Here is a 19,506-nt window from a genome sequence, read left to right as displayed (position 1 = left end):
GGGCGTTTTTTTGCGGGGGCCCCTGCAGGAGAAGTGCATAACTTAGTACCAGGTGATAATACTTGGTGTTATAATAGGGAGTACAATACGAGCGAGGTGAGGAAACATGAGTATGGAAACGGCATCGAAAGCACGCATCACGGCCATTGGCACCTACGTGCCGGCGCGTGTGCTGACCAACTTTGACCTGGAAAAGATGGTGGACACGTCGGATGAGTGGATCGTGCAGCGCACCGGCATACGGGAGCGGCGGATCGCCGATGAAGACCAGTTCACCAGCGATTTGGCGATTGCCGCCGTTGAGGACATGATCAGGTCGTATGGGAAAACGGTGGCGGATGTCGACCTCATTCTCGTCTCCACGACCACGCCGGACTACCCCTTTCCCAGCGTCGCCAGCCGGATTCAAGCCCGCTTTGGAATCGGGCAGGCGGGAGCGCTGGATGTGAATGCCACCTGCGCCGGGTTTGCCTATGCCCTGCACATGGCCAACGGCATGATCAGCGCGGGTCTGCATCGAAAAGTGCTGGTCGTGGCGGCGGAAACCCTGTCCAAGGTAACCGACTACACGGACCGGACCACCTGCATCCTGTTCGGCGACGGCGCCGGGGCGGTGCTGGTGGAGCGGGATGAGCAAAACCCGGGATTCCTCGCCGCCCATCTGGGGACAAAAGGCGAAGGAGGCATTCATCTCTACCGCACGGGGTTGTCGCGGCGAATGGGCGAGGCGGAACTGGCAGGAAACGGCTGTATCGTGCAAAACGGCCGGGAAGTGTACAAATGGGCGGTCACCACGGTTCCCAAAGGCATGGCGGAGGTGGTGGAGCGGGCAGGACTCACGCTGCGGGACGTGGATTGGTTCATTCCCCACAGCGCCAATCTGCGGATGATCGAGTCCATCTGCGAAAAAAGCGGATTTCCGCTGGAGAAGACGCTGTACAGTATGGAGTACTACGGGAATACTTCGGCGGCCACCATTCCGCTGGCGCTTTCGATGGGCATCCGCGACGGAAAGGTGAAGCCCGGGGATACCCTGCTCCTCTACGGCTTTGGCGGCGGGCTGGTGCACGCCGGTCTGCTGGTCAAATGGATGCCGTAATCGGTCGCAAGAGGCCGCCCGGAACACATCCGGGCGGCCTCCTTCTATTCGCCTTCACCTGCTGTCAATGCTGGCCGGAACTTTCCGCGGGCTTCTTCTGCCGCGTCCGATCCAGAGGGAGCACCCGGTTCAGCAGGTTGTAAATCCGCTTCGATTCCTTCGTCAGCAATGGTCCCAGAATCGCCAGAATTAACACGTAAAGGGCGGCAAACGGCTGGAGGATGTCGAGAAGGCCGCCGGCTTTGCCCAGATTCGCCATGATGATGGAGAATTCACCGCGTGACACAATGGTGAGTCCGATGTTGGAGGAAGCTTTGGGAGACAGGCCGGCGCTCCGTCCGGCGAGCAGACCGGCCGTAAAGTTGCCGATCAGCGTGATCACGACGGCCGCGATAGACAGCCACACGGCCCCGCTCAGCGCCAAGGGATCGATCGTCAAGCCGAAACTGAAGAAGAACATGGCGCCAAAAAAGTCGCGGAAGGGCAGAATCATGTGCTCGATTCTTTTCATATGCTCCGTTTCCGCCAGCACCAGGCCGACGAGCAGCGCTCCGATCGCCTCTGCGACGTGGATCGTCTCGGAGAAGCCGGCGACCAGAAAGAGGCCGGAAAACACGACGAGCATGAACACTTCATTGGATTTGATCTGCAGCGCGCGATTCAGGAAGGGGACAGCCTTTCGTCCCACGATGATGAACAGCAGCATGTAGCCGAGCGCGATCAATGCGGAAGAAATCACGCCCGCAATCGATGAGGCCCCGCTCAGCACCAGTCCGGACAGGATGGAGATGTAGAGGGCCAGGAAGATATCCTCAAACATGATGATGCCGAGGATCATCTCCGTTTCCGGATTGGCCGTCCGTTTCAAGTCGACCAGCACCTTTGCCACGATGGCGCTGGACGAGATGGTGGTAATGCCGGCAATCACCAGCACTTCTTTTGCGGGAAAACCGGCGGCCCACCCGAACAGAAGCCCAAGCGTGAAGTTGATGGCAATGTAGATGGTGCCGCCTACGGCGATCGAGCGCCCTGCTTTGATCAGGCGGCCGACGGAGAATTCAAGCCCCAGGTAGAACAGCAGGAACAGCACGCCTACCCGGCCCATAAATTCGATGAGCGGAGCACTCTCAATGAAGCGAAGGTCAAACAGGCCGATATCAGGGGCGTGGGGCCCCACCGCCATGCCGACCAGAATGTAGAAGGGAACAATGGAAAAGCGGAGTCTGATGGAAATGAAGCCGGCGATTGCAATCAACGCGATGGCCAGGCCAACCTCAAACACGATGTGCTCCAATATCATTCACCTCCCGTGCTAAGCGTGGTTTTTAACGCCTTCACCTGCTTTCTTTCCCCGGCAACCACCAGGGTTGAGCCGGCGGAGAGAACCTGCTCCGGCCCGGGACTGATGATCTGTTTGTGATCCTTTTCAATGACGGCAATGACGATCGCCCCTGTATTTTGGCGGATGTCCAGTTCGCCGATCGTTTTTCCGACGCAGATCGAACCGGGTTCGATCTTGTACCATTCGATGACCAGCTCATCCAGGGCAATTTCAATGGAATCGAGGGCTTTCGGCTTATAGGTCATCCCGCCGATAATGCCGGCTACCTGGCGCGCCTCGTCGTCATCCAGCGTGACCATGGAGATGTTTTCATCCTGGTCGTCCTTGTCAAAGTGGTACAGCTCTCTTCGACCGTCGTCGTGAATGACGACCACCAGCTTGTCTCCTCCCCTGGTATCGATTTGATACTTCCGCCCGATACCAGGCAAGTCACACTCCCGAATATTGAACACAACAATCGCCTCCTGTCAGATGAGCTAACGTCAACCATGTCTTCAACGAGGGGGAGGGAATTCTTTCATGGTAGTATGGCGTGCATTCCTCTCTTTTATTGAATACGGCGTTGACATAAGTATATTCGAATACGATTATATAAAGTACGACGTCAAATCGTCTACATTTTGAAACAAGATGATTCAAAATTGACACATTTGGCAAAGGTGATACGTCCGTGGCAAACAAACAATATCGGTTGACGGAGGCGGAATGGCAGTTTATTCAGAGAATCCGGCAGATGAACATGGACACCTTTCTGGATATCATCATCGCCCTGCGAAACGAAATCAAGGCGCTGGAAAAGAAGGCGGAAATCGTGAAGGAAACGCAGAAGCAGGGATGGCAAGAGGATTTCCGATACGTCAACGAGCGCATAGACCACCTGCACCAGTTTGAGCATGGCCTGCGAAAAACGAGATCGCTGGATTGACGCGTGCGGCCGCGCTCTGTTTTTGTCCCATTGCAAGGAAATAGAATCGTTGCAGGGAAGAAAAACGGGGAGGGAGCATCGCTGTGGACATGTGGGGAGCGCTCTTCGCGGGCGGCCTCGGTACTGCCGCCGGCTGGTACGTCTGGAGACAGGCCTGTCGTTTTGGCCCGTCCGCTCCCTGCCGCTCTCCGCTTTTCCACCGGGCGGCTGTGTCGCTTCTCTGCGGCATCCTGTTTGCCATCGTCCGGATGCAGGACGGGAGAGGCATCACAGAGCAGCTTCCCACCCTCCTACTCATTGTATTCTGTCTGCTGGTTTCCCTGACGGATGTTCTGTTCAGGCGCATCCCCAACGCCGTCCTGCTGGCGGCGCTGCCCGTCCTGCCGGGCCTGCGTTGGCTGGAGCATTCGGACGTCTGGCTTTCCTCGCTGTTGGCAGGGGGCTTCGGACTGCTGCTGTTCGGGACCATCTCCGCGCTTCGGCCTGACGCGGTGGGGATGGGGGACGCCAAACTGGCGGGCGTGCTGGCGGCGGCGGTCGGCTGGCGGACGTTTGCCGGTGGACTTACCGTCGGCTGCGCGCTGGCGCTGGCGGCAGGCGTCCTGATGCTGCTCGGCGGACGGGCGGGACGGGGGGCGTCGCTGCCGTTTGCCCCGTTTCTATGCGCGGGCGTCCTCGCCGTCCACGTGCTGTCATAACCTGTCCCTGTCCGACGTACACTGGTACAAACAGAGCCTGTTTGGAGGAGGGCGTTGTCGTGAGCGGGCAGAGAAAAACGCAGGTGACGGTAAAATTGAACGGCGAGCGGTGGGAAGGAAGCCGGACGGAGAAGAAAACGGGGCAGGCGGACGGAGGACAGCCCCCGATCGAGTGGCGGAAGGCGGCGGGGATTCCTCCCGTTCCGACCGTCAAAACGTCGCGGGAAGAGGATGCGTGGTCGCTCTTGAGAGAGCTTCGCGGAAAGAACCCGCAGGTGACGGGAGAGCGGGATAGCGGCGGCGAGCCGCAGCGGGAGGTGGAGTTCTCCCCGGATGAGGAGGGGAGCGGCCGTCTCGGACGCGGCCGGTTTGTCCTGCCGGGATGGATGCGTGAAGGCACGGTAGCAAAAAACCTGTTTGCCACCGGCGGCGCCGTGGCGATCGGGCTGGTGTTCGGACTGCTGGTGCTCAGCGTGTTTGGCGAAGAGCAGCTTTCCCGGTCGTATCAAAGCGTGTTGAGCGATACCGTGACGACGTTTTCGGCCGGGGGGACGGGAGGAAAGACGGACGGGATGAAAGCAGCCGGACCGACCCCTCCCGAAGCCGCGGGGACAAACGCGGCCGGCACGGAGCAGGCGGTGGAGCTGCGGCTGCCGGAGGAGCGTTTGCACGTGGCCCAGACCGGAGTGTTTCAACCGGAGGCGTCCGCCGCAGAGGCGATCAAGCCGTTGGACAAAGCGGGCATCCCGCACTTTCTGTACAAGGGGGAGGACAAACAGTATCTGTTTGCCGCCGCGGCACCCACCCGTGACGCCGTGCTCGGATTTGCCAGCAGCCTGAAGGCAAGGGGAATGGACGTCTACGTCAAGGAATTGGTCCTGCCGGGCTTCTCCGGGAGCGTCTCTGTAAAAGGAGCGGCGGGGACAGCCCAACCGGCGGATTTGAACGCGTTTTTCCAAACCGGTCTGGAGATGGCCCGCACCCTGGCCGGCCAATCCGGTCACGTGATCAGCTCGGCCCAGCCGGCGCTGTCCGCGGAGGAGGCGTCCGCGCTCAAGGAACAGCACCGCCGCTTTCTGGAGCAGAGCCGGGCCGTTTCCGCGCCGGAGTCGTGGCAGTCCCTGTTCGCCGGAATGGTCAACGGCATGAACCAGGCGGTGCAGGCCCGCGACAAAATGGCGGAGGCGATTGCCGGCAGCAAGACGGCCAGCGCGGAATCGTACGCCTGGCAGGTGCAGGCAGGCGTGCTGACGTTCTGGGAGAACTACGCCAACTGGGTCCGGCAGGTGAAGGCGGAGGAATAACGGCGCAAAACCAAGACTTCCATGCAGGTTTTCTTGCAGGAAGTTTTTTCTTTTCATACAGTAGTCATCAGGGATTGTTTCGCCCTGTCCCATTTGCTACACTTATGGTTGGCAAAAAAGAAATCCCTTGAGAGAAAAAGATGTTCGAACAGCTTCGTTCCGGTGCTGCCGGGCTGCCGCACGGCACCGGTCGGGCAGCCGTCGTCGGCTGCGCCGCACCCATGCGGGACGGATGCGGGGAAGGTGGTTCGGACGCAGAGACAAGAGGGAGATGAGGGATTTGAAGGGGAAAGAAACACTTACGCTTCTGCTTCTTTTGATTTCCGGGATGTTATGCGGCAGTATCCTGGGAGAGATTTTGGGACCGTGGATCCCGTTTCTCGCAAAGAGCAAAGAGATATCATGGACCCCAGCGGCAGATTTGGAAATCCTGAAGTACGACCTTACCGTTCAGGTAAAACTAAATCTGGCCAGTATGGGAGGGCTTGCTCTCGCCTTTTGGATATATCGCAGAATGAAGTAGGTTGAACATGACATGACAACAGAAACATCACTCATTTTGGCTTCCTCGTCGCCGAGGAGGCGGGAACTGCTGCAGACGTTGGGTCTGCCGTTTACCGTCATGACCAGTGACGTGGACGAGACGACGCAGCCGGGAATGTCCCCGGAAGCGGTGGTGGAAGAATTGGCCCTTCGCAAGGCGCGGGCCGTCGCTTCCCGCCTCGACGCCGGCGTCGTGCTTGGCTCCGATACCGTCGTGGTCCTGGACGGACGTATTTTGGGCAAGCCGGCTGACGAGCCGGACGCTTTTCGCATGCTCTCCGCGCTCCAGGGGCGGGAGCATACCGTGTACAGCGGCGTCGCCCTGATCGATGCCGCGACCGGCCGCTTCGAGGTGGCTCACAGCAAGACCGCGGTGCGGATTCGCCCGCTGACCGAGCGGGAAATTCGCTCCTACATCGCGACCAAGGAACCGATGGACAAGGCCGGATCCTACGCCATTCAAGGCATTGGCTCCACCCTTGTGGAAAGCATCGAAGGCGACTACTTTACGGTGGTCGGACTGCCGCTGTGCTTGACGGCCGGCATGCTTTCCCGCTTTGGGATCACCCTGCTGTAACGCTGCAGTGCTGCGCACACCGCGGCAACGGCCTCTCCCCGCTCAGGACGCTTCTCTGCCAGCCGTTTCCGCAAACCGATCACGTTTTGCTGGAGGCGGTAAAAAAATGTCGGCAACCACCTGTAACGAAACGCGCAAGAAAAACGTCCCTTACTATGACCGTCCAAGGGAAAGACTGCTTCGCGAAGGAGCGGGCCATCTGTCCGATGCCGAGCTTCTCGCGATCCTATTGCGCACGGGCAGTGAACAGGAGACGTCGTTTGAACTTGCCCAGCGCTTGCTGGCTACGTTTGGCGACTTGCGCGGCCTGGCCCAAGCCTCTCACGCCGAACTCACCCGCTTGAAGGGAATCGGACAGGTGAAAGCGATCGAGCTGCATGCTGCGTTCGAGTTGGGGCGCAGACTTCTGGGGGGTTCGGGGCAGCGCCGTGCGTCCATCCGTCTGCCGCGCGACGTGGCGGAACTGATGCTTCCGGAGCTTGGCCATCTGACGCAGGAGCATTTTGTCTGTCTGTTCCTCAACACCAAAAATCACGTCATCGGCAAGAAGACGATTTTTGTCGGGAGCCTGGACACCTCCATCGTGCATCCGCGGGAAGTATTCAAAGAAGCGATTCGCTGCAGCAGCGCGTCGGTCATTTGTTTACATAACCATCCCAGCGGCGACCCAACGCCCAGCAGGGAAGACCTCGCCATTACCCACACCCTGCGGGAAGCCGGCGAACTGCTCGGCATTACCCTGCTGGACCACATCATCATCGGTGACGCCAGGTACGTCAGCTTGAAAGAGCAGGGCTACCTGTAACGGGCGGGCACCGGCTCCGCAAGAAGGACCGGCTTCACCGAGCATGCTTTACCAGAGCTTTTTTCTCATCATAGGTTTGTAACCGGACAAAAGCGGAAGGAGTTTTTTTATGTTTGGTGGATTTTCTCGTGACATGGGGATTGACCTCGGCACTGCCAATACACTGGTCTATGTAAAAGGAAAGGGAATTGTCGTTCGCGAACCGTCCGTCGTGGCGATCCGCACCGACACCAACACCATCGAAGCGGTCGGGAACGCGGCCAAGAGCATGATTGGCCGTACACCCGGCAACATCGTCGCCGTTCGCCCGATGAAGGACGGCGTTATTGCCGATTTTGACACGACGGCAACGATGATGCGCTACTTCATCAACCAGGCGCAGAAGAACCAGGGGCTGTTCAGCCGCCGCCCCAACGTGATGGTTTGCGTTCCGTCCGGCATTACCGCGGTGGAAAAACGGGCCGTGGAAGACGCCACCAAACAGGCCGGCGCGAAGGAAGCGTACACCATCGAAGAACCGTTTGCCGCAGCGATCGGCGCGGACCTGCCGGTGTGGGAACCGACCGGCAGCATGGTCGTGGACATCGGCGGGGGTACGACGGAAGTGGCGATCATCTCCCTCGGCGGCATCGTGACGTCCCGGTCCATCCGCGTCGCGGGTGACGAAATGGACGAGGCCATCATTCAATACATCAAACGCAAGTACAACCTGATGATCGGCGAGCGCACCGCGGAAACGCTGAAGCTGGAAATCGGCTCCGCCGTCGCTCCCGACGAGCTGGAGACCGTCGAGATTCGCGGGCGCGATCTGGTGACCGGGCTGCCGAAAACACTTTCCGTCAGCAGCGCGGAGATTGCCGAAGCGCTGGCGGAAACGGTGGCGGCCATCGTCGAAGCCGTGAAAGTAACGCTGGAGAAAAGTCCGCCGGAGCTGGCCGCCGACATCATGGACCGCGGCATCGTGCTCACCGGCGGCGGAGCGCTGCTGCGCAATCTGGATCGCCTGCTGAGCAAGGAAACCGGCATGCCGGTGCACGTGGCGGAAAACGCCCTGGACTGTGTCGCGATCGGAACCGGCCGCGCGCTGGAAAACCTCCATCTGTTCAAATCGAAACACGGAATTACCTCTTCCCGCCAAAAGCGCGGTAAATAAACGGAGGTTGCGGCATGTCGTTTTTCGGGAACAAGCGGCTGATTATTGTGCTTGTGGGCCTGGTCCTGTTGATCTCCATCGTGGGCTTTACGTCCCGGGAACGGGCTCGCCTGACCTGGCCGGAGATGTTTTTCAAGGATGTGTTCAGCGTGGTGCAGGGGATCTTTTACCGCCCTGCCCAGGCTGTTTCCACCTTTTTTCAAGAAGTTGGCGACGCGTACAACGTGTACGAAGAAAACCGGGCGCTGAAGGCAAGCCTGGACCAGTACGCCCGGATGACGGCGGAGCTGCACGCGCTCCAAGCGGAAAACGAACGCCTGCGCAAGCTTTTGCAAGCGGAGGAGTCGTTGAAAAACTCCTATCAGCTTCGCTACGCCGAAGTGGTGGCGAGAAATCCGGACACCTGGAACAACGTCATCACGATCGACAAGGGTCTGAAACACGGCATCAAGAAAGACATGGCGGTCATGACCGCCAAGGGATTGATCGGTCGGGTGCAGAGCGTGGCCAACTTTTCCGCCACCGTGGAGCTTTTGACCAGCTACGAGCGGCGTGATAACATCTCGGCCACGATTCAAACCGTGCAGACGGTCAACGGCACCGTTACCCACCATCCCGTCAGCGGTGTCATTGAAGAATACGATTCGCAGGAACGCCTGCTTGTCATGCGCAAAATTCCCTGGGGAGAGAAAATCGAGCCAAAGCAGCAGGTGATTACCTCCGGATTTGGCGGAGTGATTCCGCCCAATCTGCCGGTTGGATACGTCGTGCGGGTCCAGCCTGACGATTACGGACTGACGCAGACCGCCTATATCCAGCCGAGCGCCGACTTTTCCCAACTGAACGAAGTGATGGTGGTAGAGCGCAACTTCTCCTTCTCGCCCACCGGCGAGCTGATCCCCAATCAGCCGCAGGGACAGCAGACGGCTCTGCACCAGCAGCAGGCGTCTCAACAAGTAGGTTCAGCCGCGCGGCAGCAGGCAGCCCAGCAGTCGCAGCCGTCCGCAGCATCGGGCCGCGGCGCTGCCCCGTCCAGCGGGCAGGGAAGCGCGGCTGCGGCTGACAGCGGAGGTGGACAGTAATGCCGCGGTTTCTCCTCGCTGTGACGCTGCTTTTGCTGTTTGTTCTGGAAGGAACGCTGGTTCAGGTCTTTTTGCCTGACAAATGGGGTCTGTCTTTGATGACAGTACCCCGCTTTGCGCTTGTCGGCACCATTCTCGTTTCGATGTTTTTGGGACGGCGGGAAGGACTCTACTACGGACTGGCGCTCGGGTTTTTGCAGGATGTGCTGTACGGACAGGTGATCGGCCTGTACATGATGACGATGATGGTGGCCAGCTACTTTGCGGGATTGATCGTCTTGTTGTTTCAGCGGGGCTTCGGGATGGTGTTTGTCACGTGCAGCCTGATCCTGTTCGCCCACGAGTGGCTGCTGTACAGCCTCCATCTGCTGTTCACCACGGCACCGGTTGACGTGCAGTGGATGCTCAACCGGCAGATCCTGCCGACCGTCGCGCTGAATGTGCTGTTTGCCCTGGTGATCTACACACCGATCAAGCGTCTGTGCGAATCCGTGCAGTCCAAGCGCGACCTCCCGTTGGAGTAGCGGCGCAAGCGGCCGGGTCATCCCGGCGGGGAACTGGAAAGGAGGAGAGGGGTCGTGGACGAAAAGAAAGAACAGCAGTCGGACATTCCCGTTCGATTAAATGTTCTGTTTTTGCTTGTGTTCCTGTTTTTTGCCGCCATCATCCTGCGTCTCGCCTACGTCCAACTGGTGGAAGGGGAGCAGTACCGACACGAACTGGAGAAATTCAGCATCCGCGAGCTGCCGATTTCCGCCCCCCGCGGCCGCATCCTGGACCGAAACGGCGAGGTGCTGGTCTCCAACAAGCCGGTGTACACGGTCACCTACGTGGAGGAGCAGGGGCAGGAAATCGACGAGGAAAAGGTGGCTGATCGGCTGGCCCGCATCCTGACGATGGACGGCCTGAAAATGGGGACGGACAAGGAACTGCTGAAAAAGACGGTCGAACTGGGCTCCACGCTGCCGGTTGCGTTTGGCCCCGAGGACACGAACAAGCTGATCGCGCAGATCGTGCCCAAGCTGCAGCAGGTGCCGAAGGTAAGCCAGATCGACGGCATGTCCGACTTTCAACTGGTCAAGACGGCGCTGTACGTCGGGTTGCATGTGCGCTCCCCGTTTGACGACACGTCGCGGAAAAATGCGTTGAGTCTGCTCAAAGCGAAGCTGAACGACCCGGGACAGCGCTCGGCGCTGGACGAAATGTCCGATACGGAGCTTTTGAAATACGCCATCGCCAGCAACGTGGAACTGAAGCTGACGCTGGACAAAGAGTACCGGGACGACCTGAGCAAGCAGGTGAAATACCAGATCAACATTCTGCCCAACCCCGAGGATTTGAAGCAGAAATCGGATACGGAACTGCTGCGCTACGCGGCCATTTTTGACCTGGACGTAAAGCTGCCGCTCAACGACCAGCAGCGCCAGTTCCAGTGGCACAAGCTTTCCCTGCTGCAGGAAATGCGCTCTCCGCATATGCCGAGCTACATCCCGCGCCGGGTAAAGGTGAACATCTCGGATCAGGAGCGGTATCAAATCGAGGAGCGTCTGTCCGAGCTGCCCGGCATTTCCGTTGTGCTGGAACCGGTGCGGAAAATTATCGAGGACGTGGACGGAACGCCGTTTGGCACCAACTTCCTCGGCTATATCAACGCCATCAAGCCGGAGCAGTTGAAGGAATACCAGGCGCAGGGATACAATCCGTTCGACCGCGTCGGCGTGACCGGTTTGGAGGCGTATTACGAGCGCTATCTGCGCGGCAAGGACGGCGTGATGCAAGTGCACGTCAACAAGAACTCGGAGACGGTCGAGAAGCGGATGAGCCGGGAGCCGGAACCGGGCAACGATCTGGTGCTGGCGATGGACTGGCGCTTCCAGAGCAAGGTGGAAGCCATTTTGAGAGAGGAGTTCCTCAAGTTCAAAAGCAAACCGTCCACGCCGAAGGAATTCAAGGAGGCCCACGTCCTGGTGATGAACCCGAACACGGGGGAAATCCTGGCGATGGCCAGCTATCCGGATTACGATGTGAACTGGTACTACGACCGCAAGAAGTTTAACGAGGTGTATTCGTCGGTCATCCTGCCCAACGAGGCAAACCGCTTCATTTACACGCCGTTTCCTCCGGCGTCCACCTACAAGCCCATGTCGGTGATGATCGCCTTGAACGAGGGACTTACCACCCCGAACGAGACCATCATCGACCGCGGGGGTCTCAAGGTGGGAAACACGTTCAAACGAAACTGGAAACCGGGCGGACATGGGGCGGTCAACGCCCGCCGCGCGCTGGCGGTGTCCAACAACACCTACATGTACGAGATGGCGATCCGCCTGGCGGGACGGGCGAAAAACCACTGGTCCGAACAGTTCTCCGTGCTGGACTACTACAACGCGCAGTTCGGACTGGGCGTCAAGACGGGCATCGATCTTCCCGGCGAGAAAACGGGATGGGAAAACCCCTACACGCACTACGGCAACCTGGCCGACGCCTTCATCGGCCAATACGACCTGTTCACGCCGATTCAGATCGCCCAGTACGTCTCCACGATCGCCAACGGCGGATACCGGGTGCGGCCGCATCTGGTCAATGAAATTCGCCGCGGCACGACGGACCCGAAACAGCCCGGGCAGACATTGACCGTGGTCGAACCGCAAGTGCTGAACCGGGTCAACGTCGATCCGAAGTACATCCAGGTGGTCAAGGAAGGGATGCTGGCAGTGACGAAGCCCGGCGGTACGGCGGCGCGCACGTTCCAGGGCCTTCCGTTCAACGTCGGGGCCAAGACGGGGACGGCGCAGACCGGGCGCAAGGCGGAAAACGCCCTGCTGGTCGGATTCGCTCCGTACGAGAACCCGCAATTGGTGTTTGTCGTGCTCGCTCCCGACAGCTTGCGCAACGGCACGTCCAGTTCGGACGCCACCGGTCCGATTGCCCGCAGGCTGCTGGAGGCGTACAACGAAATGTATCCGGGCGTGCTCGCTCCCGCCTCTCACGCCGCTTCGCAGCAGCAGCCGGCTGCGGCCGATCAGCGCTGATGCCGCAGCCGACTGCGTTCGGCAATTTTTTTAACCGGAGCAGGAATCTTTTGTAATAGTGGCGAATGGTATCGGTCGAGGTGAAACAGGTGACGACTGTGAAAAACAAGGTCACGATCAAGGGAACAAAAGATGGTCTCGTCTTTTTCATGGATGACGCCTGTTCCTTCGACGAACTTCTGGCCGATTTGCGTGAAAAGATAGAGCACAGCCATCAACAGATCTTGTCGGGTCCGTTGATTCGCGTTTCGATTAAATTGGGAAAAAGGTACTGCTCCCCTGAACAGCAGGAGCAGTTGACGCAAATTATCCGGCAAAAAGGCAATCTGGTGATCCACACGATCGAAGCGGACGTGATCACCAAGGAAGAAGCGTTTGCCGAACGTCTCAAATCGACTTTTTCCGTCCAGGTACACACGGTTCGCGCCGGGCAGGTGCTGGAGTTCGACGGCGATCTGCTGCTTCTGGGAGACGTCAACCCGGGAGGCATCGTGCGGACGACGGGCAGCATTTACGTGCTGGGCCATTTGCGCGGGTACGCCCACGCCGGGATCAATGGGGATACGCAGGTGATCATCGCCGCCGCGGTCATGAATCCAACCCAACTGCGCATCGCGGAAGTGATCAGCAGGCCGGGAGAAGAGTGGGCGAAAAACGGCGGCACGGAGTTCGCCTATCTGGAGGACGGCACCATGCTGGTAGCCAAAATGAACTATCTGCCCCGGATTCGCCCCGAATTGGGCGCGAAAAAAGTGTGAGGCGTTGAGGGTAAGAGGAGGAACGGACGTGGGTATTGGAATTGTCGTAACATCAGGAAAAGGCGGCGTGGGCAAGACGACCACTTCCGCCAATTTGGGAACGGCGCTCGCTCTCTTGGGCCAGAAAGTCTGCATGGTCGATACCGATATCGGACTGCGCAATCTGGATGTGGTCATGGGACTGGAGAACCGCATCATCTACGACCTGGTGGATGTGGCGGAAGGGACCTGCCGACTGCCGCAGGCGCTGATCAAGGACAAGCGGTTCGAAAACCTGTCCCTGCTGCCGGCCGCCCAGACCAAGGACAAGTCGGCGGTTTCCCCCGAACAGATGGAGGAAATCATCACGCAGTTGAAACGGGAGTTTGACTACGTCCTGATCGACTGCCCGGCCGGGATCGAGCAGGGATTCCGCAACGCGGTGGCGGGCGCGGACCAGGCGATTGTGGTCACGACGCCGGAGAAAGCTGCCGTCCGTGACGCGGACCGGATCATCGGGCTTTTGGAACGGGAACAGGTCGGCATGCCCAAGCTGGTGATCAACCGCGTGCGGCCGCACCTGGTGAAAAACGGCGACATGCTCGATGTGGAAGATATCCTGGATTTGTTGGCCATTGACTTGATCGGCGTTGTGCCGGATGATGATTATGTCATCAAATCGGCCAACCAGGGAGAGCCGGCGGTGATGAACCACGAGTCCCGTGCGTCCATCGCCTACCGCAACATCGCCCGCCGCCTGTTGGGCGAAGCCGTGCCGCTTCAGCCGCTGCAGGAAAAGACGGGCGTGCTCCAAAAGGTGCGCAGGTTTTTCGGATTGAAATAAAGCGTTTTTGCCATACCAAAAGAACAGGAGTTTTCCTGTTCTTTCATTCTTATCGGCGCGGATGCGCAGCGGATTCCAGGAAGCCGTGTCCCTCGTGAGAAGGGGAGCCAGGGAGGACGAAGGAAGGACTATGTTTGACCTTGAAAAACGACATCTCAAATCGATCGACTGGCCGATTGTCATGATCCTGTTTGGCTTGGCCGTCTACAGCTACATCGGCATCGCCGGCTCAGCCGCGGGCGTCGACAAAGCCAACCAGCAGATGCTCTGGTACGCAATCGGTTTCATGCTGCTTATCGCTACGCTGCTGTTCGACTATCGGCTTTATTACTCCATGTCGTACGTCTTGTACGCCATCGGCATCATCCTCTTGATCGGCGTGTACCAGACGGAGCCCATCAACAACGCGACGAGCTGGTACCGCCTGCCGGGGGGCGTTTTGTTTCAGCCGTCCGAGCCGATGAAGCTGTTTACCATCTTGACGGTGGCCCGCTACCTGTCCAACAAGGCTGACGATCCCGAGCGGTTCCGGTATTTCTATCAGCTCATTCCCGTCGGGCTCATCGTGGCCGTGCCCATGTTGATGATTTTGGTGCAGCCCGATTTGGGAAGCGCACTGGTGTACTGCAGCATTCTGGCCACCATGCTGATCGTGGGGGGCATCCGGCTCAAACACGTGCTCTACCTGGGCACGCTCGTCGGCAGCTTTTTCGGCGTCATGACGCTTCTGTACTTTTACAAGCAGTCGATTTTCTTCAAGATCATCAAGCCGTATCAGTGGGATCGGATCAAGTTCTGGTTGAACCCCGACCTGGAAGCGATGGGGCGCGGTTTTCAATTGAAGCAATCGCTGATCGCGATCGGCTCCGGCCAACTGTTCGGCAAAGGCATTGACACGCCGACCCAGGCCAGTTTCGGCTGGGTCCCCGTCGGCGAAAGCGACTTCATCTTCACCGTCATCGCGGAAAAGCTCGGCTTCGTCGGGGCAGGGGTGCTGATGATCCTGTTCTTCTTCCTGATTTACCGGATGATTCGCATCGCGATGGAGGCAAAAGATCCGTTTGGCTCCTACGTGGTGGCGGGGGTGGTCGGCATGCTGACGTTCCAGGTTTTCGAAAACATCGGCATGACCATCCAGTTGATGCCCATCACCGGGCTCCCGCTGCCCTTTATCAGCTACGGCGGCAGCTCGCTTTTGACCAACTTTCTGATCATCGGCGTCGTCCTGAACATCGGGATGCGCAAGGACACACTGCGTTTTGACTAAATGCGTGACAAACCGATCCGGATGTGATACACTCAATCTAAGTTAACCAGTTTTACTAGCTGTAGTGATTTGATATGGGTTGTGGAGTCGTACCTTGTTGAGAGACGCCACCATGTGGTCAAATCTCGGCTCGGTACGACTTTTTCCATACCGGCAAAAACTCCTCTGTAAAAACAGGTTAACGGAACACTTTTTCGCCCCGATTCGGGCGCATGTTTAGGAGGTTTTGTTTCATGCAACAAGGTATTGTAAAATGGTTCAACGCGGAGAAAGGATACGGCTTCATCCAGGTAGAAGGCGGAGATGACGTATTCGTACACTACAGCGCAATCCAGGCAGAGGGTTTCAAAACTCTGGAAGAAGGTCAAAAGGTTGAGTTCGAAATCGTCCAAGGCAGCCGCGGACCGCAAGCTGCCAACGTTGTGAAACTGTAAACGCCGGCAAATCAGAAAGCAGTCTCTCGATGGAGAGACTGCTTTTTTGCGTGTCGGGGCTGGCTGCAGCGGCCCCCGCGATCCGCCGGCATCCGTCCCTCTCGCAGCCTGCCGCGCCGGTTATAATGCGGGCAGACAAGTCATAAGATGGTACAAATGCTTGGCCATCGGAGGGATGGGACATGTTCGACGAAGTGGATCGTGTCAAAGAGAGGAGGCGGGAGCGGATGGAGCGGATTCGCACGCAGTCGCGCGACAGTCTGGCTCCGTTTGTCGACGACTGGAAAGATCCGATCGACCCCGACGCCGACCCGTTCCCGTACGCTTCCCGCCGGAACAGCGGCACCATGCCCCAACTGCCTCCCCGGGAAAAATGGGGCATCCAGATCTTCGCGTCCGCGCTGCTGGTGGGCATGGCCTATCTGGTTTTCCAATCGTCCGTCGTTCCGTTGGACTGGAAAAAATCGGCGCGCGAAGTGATGACGCGCGATTTTAATTTTGCCGGCGTGGCCGACTGGTACGAAGCGCGCTTCGGGGCACTGCCGGCGCTGCTGCCGTCCCTGTCGGTCAAGAAGGCGGTTCCGGTGAGCGGGTCCAGCACGCAGAAAGCCTGGAAATGGCCGGCTTCGTGGAAAGTGGTGAAGCCCTTTGACTCCGCCAGCGCCAAGGTTGTGCTGAGCACGGGGACAGGCGGCGCGGTCACGATGGGAGAGGCCGGGTGGGTGACGTTCGTGGGGGAAAAGCCCGGTTTTGGCACGACGGTCGTGGTACGTCTGGCCCAGGGACGTGAGATGTGGTTCGGCAATTTGGAGAAGATTCAGGTCGCGGTGAACGACTTTCTCCAGCCGGGACAGGTGGTGGGCGTCCCGCGTGCGGTTAATGAGACGGCCCGGTATCTGTACCTGGGGGCACGGGCGCAGGAGCAGGCGATCGACCCGCTGGAAGTGATCTCCTTTGAATGAGTGGCGCCCGTTCGGCATCCGCCTGCGCATTCACCTGCTGTTTTGGATCGTGATCGGCATGTCGCTCCTGCTGGGAAAGTTTTGGGAGGTCATCACCCTGTTCGTGATCGTGCTGATTCACGAGATCGGTCATGTCGCTGTCGCCAGGGAGCTGGGCTGGACCGTCACCGAAGTGGAGCTGCTGCCGTTTGGCGGCGTTGCCACGATGGAGGAAGCCTACGCGGCCGACCCGCTTGACGAGATTGTGGTGGCCTTGGCCGGCCCGTTTCTCAACGTGGTCATGATCGCGGTCTCCCTGGTATGCTGGCATGTTGGCATCTGGACGGACGAGTGGGCCCGGTTTTTCCTGGCCGGCAACGTGGCGGTCGCCGGCTTCAACCTGCTGCCGATCTGGCCGCTGGACGGGGGGCGGATCGTTCAGGCGATCCTCTGCTGGTACATGCCGTACCGCCGGGCAGCCATCGCGTCGCTGGCACTGAGCGCCATGCTGGCCGCGCTGATGCTGGGTCTGTCCGTCCTTGCCCTGCAGACGAATGTCGCCGTGGTGGCCGTGTACCTGCTGGCCGTAAACATCCAGGCTTTTTTTCGCTTTCCCTACCAATTCATCCGTTTTCTGATGGAAAAGTACGCGCGCCAGCCGGAAGAGTACGGCGTGCGGGCCTTGACCGTCCCGCCCGAGTCGACGGCGATGGAAGTGTCTCATCTGCTGCGGCGCGGCTGTTCCCACCTGGTCTACGTGCAGGGGAGCGGCCTCTTGGCCGAGGAGCGGCTGCTGCATGCGCTGCTGTTTGAAAAAAAGCACGACACCGCCGTCGGGCAGTTGGTGTGAGCGGGCGGTCCCGCCGCTTTTCTTTCCGCCTCCGCTGTGGTAGAGTACGTGTTGCAAGCGCCGTTTCCCTCTGGGAGCGGCGCGTTTGATGCAAGCGATGATGTGAACCCCGCCAAAGCCATGGCGGGCATGGCGTGGACGTACGCGGACAGGAGGCCGCCGTCCAGCCGGCCCATCCGTCTTTACGCGAGGGAAAAAGGAGAGGAACGGCGTGAAACAGGTGGCTATCAGCGGGGCCGGCGGCTGGCTGCGGGCGGCGCTGCTTGAACAGGGGCGGCTGGTCGAATGGCGCAGCGAACAGGCGGAGACGGAACCGCTGGCGGGCTGTGTCTACCGGGGCAGGGTGACGGATGTGCTGCCGGGGATACAGGCCGCCTTTGTCGACATCGGCCAGGGGAAAAACGCCTTCCTGTACGTGGACGATGCCCTGCCGCCGTTTCACGGAACGGAAAAGCGCCCGATCAACGAGCTGGTGAGAGTGGGTGAAACGCTGCTGGTGCAGGTGAGCAAGGAAGCCGCGGAAGGGAAGGCGCCAAAAGTGACGACGCGCGTCAGCATCCCTGGCCGTCTGCTGGTCTACCTGCCTCCGGAGGGACGAGCCGCCGGGATGTCGGCGAGCGGCCTTCCGGGCGCAGGCGTACCGGTCGAGCCGGGTGCCCGCGTCTCGGTCTCGCGAAAGATTGCGGACGAGGCGAAGCGGCGGAAGCTGCGTGAGCTGGCCGCCGGACTGCTGGCGGACGGCGAAGGGGTGATCGTGCGGACGGAAGCCGAGAATGCCGGCGATGAAGAGGTGGCCCGCGAGCTTGCCTATCTGCGAAAGCGCTGGCGGGAAGCGCTCGCGTCGGCCGCCGGGCGGAAAACCCCGTGCCTGATCTGCCGCGATGCCGACCTGATCGAGGCCGCGCTGCGCGACTTTGGGGCGGAGGACGTGGAGGAAATCGTCGTCGAAGAGGCGGCCGCCTTTCAGCGCGTCAGGGAACTGGCGGAGGCGCTGTTCCCCGGCGCGGCGGACAAGCTTCGCCGCTATCAGGGGAGGGAACCGCTGTTTGAGCGGCTCGGCGTGGCGGCCCAACTGGACCGGGCGCTGCAGCGGCGCATCCCCCTGCCGAGCGGCGGCCATCTCGTGTTTGACCGCACGGAAGCGATGACCGTGATCGACGTCAACACGGGGGCCTTTAGCGGAAAAGGGGGACAGCAGCGCGAACAGGCCGTGACCGCCGCCAATCTGGAGGCAGCGCGGGAGATTGCCCGTCAACTGCGGCTGCGCGACATCGGAGGAATCGTCCTGATCGATTTTGTGAACATGCAGGAAGCGGCCAATCGGGAGCGGGTGCTGACTGCGCTGCGCGCCGAAGCGGCCAAGGATACGGCGCCAGTGGCGGTGTTGGGAATGACCGCGCTCGGCCTGGTCGAGCTGACCCGCAAACGAGTGCGGGCCAGCCTGGCCGAACGCATGACGGAGCCGTGCCCCTGCTGTGGCGGAACGGGACGGGTCCTCTCCGTCGACGAGCTGGAGCGCCGTCTGTTCGACGAGCTGAGCGGGCTTGTCCGCAGCCAGGAGGCGGAAGCGGCGCTGGTCGAGGTGCCGGCCCGGCTGTACGAACGCTTGGCGGCCGGCGGGCACGAGGAGCGGGAGCGGCCGCTGCATCTGTACGTGCTGCGCTCCGACCGGCTGCCGCCCGAGCGATACCGCATCCTGTACGCCGGCCGCAGCGAAGAAGCGGAACGGCTGTATCGGGAAAAATCGGAAATGCCTTGACTGTGCGGCGGCAAGTATGGTAACCTAATGTCTGTCATGCAGCTATGCCTCGCGCATACTGTAACCGCTCGAATCAGGTTGGACAAGACGCCGTTCGCGGCGCACCTGCACAGG

20 protein-coding genes and 1 other annotated feature (1 of these 21 cut by a window edge) are annotated in these 19,506 nt (G+C 59.8%); of the genes, 18 read left to right on the top strand and 2 right to left on the bottom strand.

The genetic code is table 11. The features are described from left to right. Positions 1-106 precede the first annotated feature (106 nt). Positions 107-1,099, top strand: coding sequence for a ketoacyl-ACP synthase III (locus FOI68_RS09190; protein ID WP_044899567.1), 993 nt, complete (start codon positions 107-109; stop codon positions 1,097-1,099). A gap of 64 nt (positions 1,100-1,163) precedes the next feature. On the opposite strand, the gene FOI68_RS09185 is transcribed toward FOI68_RS09190, so the two are convergent. Together FOI68_RS09185 and FOI68_RS09180 are read right to left on the bottom strand one after the other, a co-directional pair. Then, a complete protein-coding gene (locus FOI68_RS09185; protein ID WP_143862918.1) occupies positions 1,164-2,393 on the bottom strand; it encodes a cation:proton antiporter in 1,230 nt (409 codons plus the stop codon). 2 nt (positions 2,394-2,395) lie between these two features. Further along, complete coding sequence (locus FOI68_RS09180; RefSeq protein WP_035300265.1) at positions 2,396-2,893, bottom strand: cation:proton antiporter regulatory subunit; 498 nt, start codon at positions 2,891-2,893, stop codon at positions 2,396-2,398. A gap of 218 nt (positions 2,894-3,111) precedes the next feature. Between FOI68_RS09180 and FOI68_RS09175 the strand changes: the two genes are divergently transcribed. From FOI68_RS09175 to FOI68_RS09095, 17 genes are all read left to right on the top strand, one after another. After that, positions 3,112-3,366, top strand: coding sequence for a hypothetical protein (locus FOI68_RS09175; RefSeq protein ID WP_035300264.1), 255 nt, complete (start codon positions 3,112-3,114; stop codon positions 3,364-3,366). Positions 3,367-3,455: 89 nt separating this feature from the next. Next, positions 3,456-4,064: a prepilin peptidase gene (locus FOI68_RS09170; protein WP_231558806.1), complete on the top strand. Its 609-nt coding sequence runs from the start codon at positions 3,456-3,458 to the stop codon at positions 4,062-4,064. A gap of 59 nt (positions 4,065-4,123) precedes the next feature. Continuing rightward, positions 4,124-5,368, top strand: coding sequence for a hypothetical protein (locus FOI68_RS09165; RefSeq protein ID WP_143862917.1), 1,245 nt, complete (start codon positions 4,124-4,126; stop codon positions 5,366-5,368). Positions 5,369-5,600: 232 nt separating this feature from the next. After that, positions 5,601-5,891: a DUF4321 domain-containing protein gene (locus tag FOI68_RS09160; protein ID WP_338010424.1), complete on the top strand. Its 291-nt coding sequence runs from the start codon at positions 5,601-5,603 to the stop codon at positions 5,889-5,891. A 12-nt stretch (positions 5,892-5,903) separates the two neighbouring features. Next, the gene (locus tag FOI68_RS09155; RefSeq protein ID WP_143862916.1) at positions 5,904-6,488 is read left to right on the top strand and encodes a Maf family protein; all 585 of its coding nucleotides are present in this window, start codon (positions 5,904-5,906) and stop codon (positions 6,486-6,488) included. Between the two features lie 106 nt (positions 6,489-6,594). After that, on the top strand, positions 6,595-7,293 hold the full coding sequence (radC, locus tag FOI68_RS09150) for a RadC family protein (RefSeq protein WP_035300258.1): 699 nt from the start codon (positions 6,595-6,597) through the stop codon (positions 7,291-7,293). Positions 7,294-7,402: 109 nt separating this feature from the next. Further along, the gene (locus tag FOI68_RS09145; protein ID WP_029097480.1) at positions 7,403-8,446 is read left to right on the top strand and encodes a rod shape-determining protein; all 1,044 of its coding nucleotides are present in this window, start codon (positions 7,403-7,405) and stop codon (positions 8,444-8,446) included. 14 nt (positions 8,447-8,460) lie between these two features. Beyond that, on the top strand, positions 8,461-9,528 hold the full coding sequence (gene mreC, locus FOI68_RS09140) for a rod shape-determining protein MreC (protein WP_143862915.1): 1,068 nt from the start codon (positions 8,461-8,463) through the stop codon (positions 9,526-9,528). Next, the gene (gene mreD / locus FOI68_RS09135; protein ID WP_035300256.1) at positions 9,528-10,052 is read left to right on the top strand and encodes a rod shape-determining protein MreD; all 525 of its coding nucleotides are present in this window, start codon (positions 9,528-9,530) and stop codon (positions 10,050-10,052) included. Before mreC ends, mreD begins: the two co-directional genes overlap by 1 nt. Positions 10,053-10,106: 54 nt before the next feature. Further along, positions 10,107-12,560 (top strand): peptidoglycan D,D-transpeptidase FtsI family protein, encoded by a 2,454-nt coding sequence (locus FOI68_RS09130; protein ID WP_143862914.1) that lies wholly within the window; start codon positions 10,107-10,109, stop codon positions 12,558-12,560. A gap of 89 nt (positions 12,561-12,649) precedes the next feature. Next, positions 12,650-13,318, top strand: a complete 669-nt coding sequence (gene minC, locus FOI68_RS09125) for a septum site-determining protein MinC (protein ID WP_029097477.1) — start codon at positions 12,650-12,652, stop codon at positions 13,316-13,318. Between the two features lie 28 nt (positions 13,319-13,346). Beyond that, the gene (gene minD, locus FOI68_RS09120) at positions 13,347-14,141 is read left to right on the top strand and encodes a septum site-determining protein MinD (protein WP_029097476.1); all 795 of its coding nucleotides are present in this window, start codon (positions 13,347-13,349) and stop codon (positions 14,139-14,141) included. A 130-nt stretch (positions 14,142-14,271) separates the two neighbouring features. Continuing rightward, a complete protein-coding gene (gene rodA / locus FOI68_RS09115; protein WP_044899561.1) occupies positions 14,272-15,408 on the top strand; it encodes a rod shape-determining protein RodA in 1,137 nt (378 codons plus the stop codon). A 233-nt stretch (positions 15,409-15,641) separates the two neighbouring features. Beyond that, positions 15,642-15,842, top strand: a complete 201-nt coding sequence (locus FOI68_RS09110) for a cold-shock protein (protein WP_029097474.1) — start codon at positions 15,642-15,644, stop codon at positions 15,840-15,842. 182 nt (positions 15,843-16,024) lie between these two features. Beyond that, a complete protein-coding gene (locus FOI68_RS09105) occupies positions 16,025-16,804 on the top strand; it encodes a M23 family metallopeptidase (protein WP_143862913.1) in 780 nt (259 codons plus the stop codon). Then, entirely contained in the window at positions 16,797-17,633 is an 837-nt protein-coding gene (locus tag FOI68_RS09100) for a M50 family metallopeptidase (protein WP_255433413.1), read from the top strand. Before FOI68_RS09105 ends, FOI68_RS09100 begins: the two co-directional genes overlap by 8 nt. Before the next feature lie 211 nt (positions 17,634-17,844). Beyond that, complete coding sequence (locus FOI68_RS09095; protein ID WP_143862912.1) at positions 17,845-19,392, top strand: ribonuclease E/G; 1,548 nt, start codon at positions 17,845-17,847, stop codon at positions 19,390-19,392. 52 nt (positions 19,393-19,444) lie between these two features. Then, positions 19,445-19,506: a sequence feature (ribosomal protein L21 leader region), on the top strand (it continues 17 nt past the right edge of the window).

This window comes from Brevibacillus sp. LEMMJ03, assembly GCF_007197875.1.
Taxonomy (GTDB): domain Bacteria; phylum Bacillota; class Bacilli; order Brevibacillales; family Brevibacillaceae; genus Brevibacillus; species Brevibacillus thermoruber.
Note: the sequence above shows the minus strand (reverse complement) of the source record. Positions and strands in the feature narration are given on the sequence as shown.